Origin of the sequence: Lachnospira sp. (assembly GCF_016290755.1) — a bacterium.
In the GTDB taxonomy this organism is placed as follows: Bacteria; Bacillota; Clostridia; order Lachnospirales; family Lachnospiraceae; genus Lachnospira; species Lachnospira multipara.
Genome location: NZ_JAEEVD010000097.1, coordinates 1 through 3,884 on the forward strand (window position 1 = coordinate 1; position 3,884 = coordinate 3,884).

Here is a 3,884-nt window from a genome sequence, read left to right on the forward strand (position 1 = left end):
AAATTCCTTTCATCTTGCCCTCCTTTAACTAAAGTAAGCAATAGTGCTTATTAGGTAGCCAGCAAGTAAAAAGGGGATAAAGGGGATTGTGGCTTTTCTTTTTAATTTCTTTAGGGCTAGGCCTATGAGGGAGAAAACTGCTGCCGCTAGCATGGCAAGAAAGAAGCTAGAAAGGGCTATAAGAAAGCCGTTTGTTAGGGCTACTAAGCCTACTGTTATAGAATCTGCAATAGCGATTGCTTTGAATAAAAGAGACATAATAATTAGTATAAGCATAAATGATAAGCTTAAGATTAGTTCTTTTAAACTGATTTTATCTTTTGCAAAAAATGGACATAGTAAATTTACTATCATCATTAGACCGTAGACTAGTAGCGCCCAAAGGCTTACTTCTTTTCTTTTTAAATCCATGTAGGATAAAATTGTTAAAGCAAACAGGCTAATTAACAGACCAAAATTTACTCTTATAATTTCTATTATCATAATTTACCTCTTCTTATTCTCCTGCGCATTTGCTGCAAGGTCTTCTGTTTGCCACACTTGATAGGGGCACTCGTAAAATGTCTCTATGTAGCTGGCTGCACTCTTCTGAGTTGTGATACCTAGTTCCGTAAGATGTGTAGTAGACTGTGCCGGAATTAATCTCGGCCTTACAAGAATCGCAAGGGTAATATTTAGCCCCTGATTGATTTCTCACATTTTCAATATTAGAAAAGCTGCTAGATAAAACATCACGCGTTAAATAGGTGCAACTTGCATCTCTATGATATACTTCACCATCTTTTGTAATGTAGACATAGTCATCATCCTCATCCCCGGCAAACTCCTCAAAGGCATCCTTATCCTCACCAAGCCAACCATCCGTTACAAGCTCCGTCTTCTTTTTAACTAGACTAAGGCCGAATATATCAAAGGGATTATCGATTACATAATCTAAGCAAACTTTGATTTGAGAGTTGTTATTTAAAATGGAACTGCGAAGCAGAACAAAGCCTGCATTGCCGCCAACTATATGGTTCTTACTAGCAAAATCGCTGCCTAAATTGTCAATAAACATTCCAAGGAAAATACCATCATTAATTCCTGACATGGCAATTGCTTTTATGGTATTTGCACTAGACTGTGTATTAGTGTTGTTTGTGTTATCCAAGCTAGACTTGGTGTTTGTACTTAAGCTGTTTAGATAAGCTGCGTCTTCTTTTACATTTTCATAAATATAGGCGTAGCTAGAGCAGCGCCTTGCGGTTTCAAATAAAGCCGCGTTGATTCTTGTTTCTATGGCCACTATCTGTAGAAGGTAGATTATAGTCAAAATGGCAAATAGCACTATTGGGATAACTATAGCTCCTTCTACTGTGGCGCTAGCTTTTAAATATGCCCCTTTTAAACTTGGCATTAGTTTTTTTCTGATTCGGGGCTGATTGTTATCAATCATTAATCTGTATTTCCTTTCACATTTCTTTAAAGGGGCATATTCAAGCCTCATTAGTTAATATATGAATATGATATTTCTTGTTTGTAACTTGAAGTTTTACTGCTCTTTTTAAAGCTTGCCTCTCCCTTAAAGGAGACGATGTAATCCTTCATTCTAAAATCTGTGTGGCCCATGTCTATCATTTGTAATTCCATGGCGGCCATGGTGCCTAGATTTTTCTTAGATAAATTTTTTACAAGGAGCAACATTCTTAAATAATCCTCGTAGGCTAGACCTTTGTCGTCATTTTTATTATTAGTGAAATTTGAATCTAAAAGATTAGTTAGACTTAGTTGCCAGTTATCTTTTGTTTTTACTAGGGGAACTTTACCGCCCTTCATTAAGGTCCTTAGATCCATAATGCTCTCTCCATAAGCCCAGGCTGAAAGAATCAAATATTGTCCTGCTCTTACTGCTGCCTCGCAACCAGTAAAACCAACTAGACTTAGGGCTAGGGTGTAGGCTTCCGCCTTTTTTGTGCTATCTGTTAAAAGGTAGGCAAGATTCATGCCCTCCCTAATCCCAGACATTTCAAATAGGGTTTTAGATAGATTTTCCTTATCTGACGAATTACCGCAAAGGATAAATTCAATCATATAATCTAATTGCCCCGTGTCGCTTTTTTTCAATTTTCCATCTTCATCTAAAAAGTCCGCCGCGTCTTTAAAATGCATTGTTAGATACTCATTATAGAAAATGTTATCTTTAGTGTCTTTTAAACTAATTTCCGTCTTTATCTCATCTCCTGATAAGCTATTGGCTAAATCCTTGTAGTTTATGCTCTTATCAGAAATTGTGGAAACATCGTCAATTATCAGGCCTAAATAGCCCTCCTGTAGAGTGGAAATGATTTTCTTGATTTTAGATAGACCAGATGATGATGAACTAAAATCAATTTGTGAATAATCAAATTTTAGATTCTTATTAGAAATCTTTGAAAGATTAGATTTTATGCTATCTAGACTGCTTTTGTATTCTGTTATTTTATCTTTAGTTAATGTCTCTTTTATACAAGAAAGCTTATCCTCTGCATTGTTTAAATAGATGTTGTTGCTTGTAATAGCTTCTTTAATCAGATCCACATTGCAAAGCTTTCTCTCGTTATTTTTAACGCCATTTTTAATTTCCTCATAATCTCCTGCAAAGCTATCGTAAAGCTCCTGCCCTAAACTCTCCTTATTGTTGGAAAGTTTTGTGGTTAAGTCATCCACGGATTTACTAGCAGTATCCTGAGAATTGTAGTAGGCCTTAATGTAACCCATGGCCTCTTCATTGGCCTTCTTGGTATCAGTTAAATATTCTTCTAGCTTGTCATAATCTCTTTTAAAAATATTGGCATAGGAATTATTTCCATTGGCATTACTTTCCTCATCCGTAATTAATTCAAGCTCCTCAAGGCAGGTATACATATCATCCACGATTTCCTCTAAATTAATGTAAGCATAATCACTTGAATTTAGCACCTTATAAACTTTGTCGTTATCAATATTTGCACTGCTCATGGAAATCTCTCCATAAATTCCTCGCTTGGCGTAAGATTTTTTAGCAAGCTGGGGCTTTCCATTTTTAATAACAACCCCATCATCTGTGGTATCAATACCCTCCACCACCTCAAGGAGGCGCAATACATTTACATCAAGCTCCACTAAATCCTCTTCAAGCCCTGCCATATCCTCGGAAATTTCCTTAGTGGCCTTGGCACGCTTCACTTCTTCTTCTGAGTTCTTAAACGAATCCACAAGATCTGAATAAATTCCATACTTCATGTAGCTAAGGATTTCCTCGTAAACTCCCTCGCCGCAATTGCTTGTGGCATACTGATAATCCGTGATATTTAGGCCATCGAGATAGACTTTTGAGGAGACATCTGAAAGGTTAGTGTTTATGTATTTACTTAGCTTGGCCTCGTTTTTACTGGCATCCTTTAATAAAAATATGCCAAACTCCTCTAGGCAGTCGTTGTGATAGGCTGCAAAAACCGACTCTGCTGAGAGAATGCAAGCCTGCTTAATCTGTGTGTTTAACCTGCTATCTGCTGCCGAGCGAACTAGGGTTATAAGTAAGGACAAAACAATGGTGATTGAGATACTAGCAAGGATTGTGATTTGGGCCGTAAGGGTTTTCCTTGTGGCTTTACATGATCCGCTATTTCTGTCCTTGCGGTTATCACAAATCTGGTAAGGCTTAAATATTCTTTGCTTCATCTGACATGTTCTTTAAAAGAGTCTGAACAAGACTTGTGATCTGAGTTTTGAAAATGCTAACAAGGCCGATAAGTACCACGATAATTAGCACAACCTCAATAACTCCCATTCCATCTTCTTCCTTTAAAAAATTCTTAAATCTTTTCATTTTTTCTTTTCCTTTCGTTTGTAAAAATATTTTCTATCTAAATTCCAAAAGACGTCAC

The 3,884-nt window shown here is 36.7% G+C and carries 4 protein-coding genes; all 4 read right to left on the minus strand.

Annotated elements, in window-relative coordinates:
• Positions 1–24: 24 nt before the first annotated feature.
• The 4 genes from QVA17_RS12345 to QVA17_RS12360 are packed head-to-tail and all read right to left on the minus strand — an operon-like array spanning position 25 to position 3,826.
• Positions 25–483 (minus strand): hypothetical protein, encoded by a 459-nt coding sequence (locus QVA17_RS12345; protein WP_287389295.1) that lies wholly within the window; start codon positions 481–483, stop codon positions 25–27.
• Positions 484–496: 13 nt separating this feature from the next.
• A complete protein-coding gene (locus tag QVA17_RS12350) occupies positions 497–1,435 on the minus strand; it encodes a pilus assembly protein (RefSeq protein WP_287389297.1) in 939 nt (312 codons plus the stop codon).
• Between the two features lie 50 nt (positions 1,436–1,485).
• Complete coding sequence (locus tag QVA17_RS12355) at positions 1,486–3,678, minus strand: DUF5702 domain-containing protein (RefSeq protein WP_287389298.1); 2,193 nt, start codon at positions 3,676–3,678, stop codon at positions 1,486–1,488.
• Positions 3,659–3,826 (minus strand): Flp1 family type IVb pilin, encoded by a 168-nt coding sequence (locus QVA17_RS12360; protein WP_074521981.1) that lies wholly within the window; start codon positions 3,824–3,826, stop codon positions 3,659–3,661. The genes QVA17_RS12355 and QVA17_RS12360 overlap by 20 nt, the downstream gene beginning before the upstream one ends.
• Positions 3,827–3,884 lie beyond the last annotated feature (58 nt).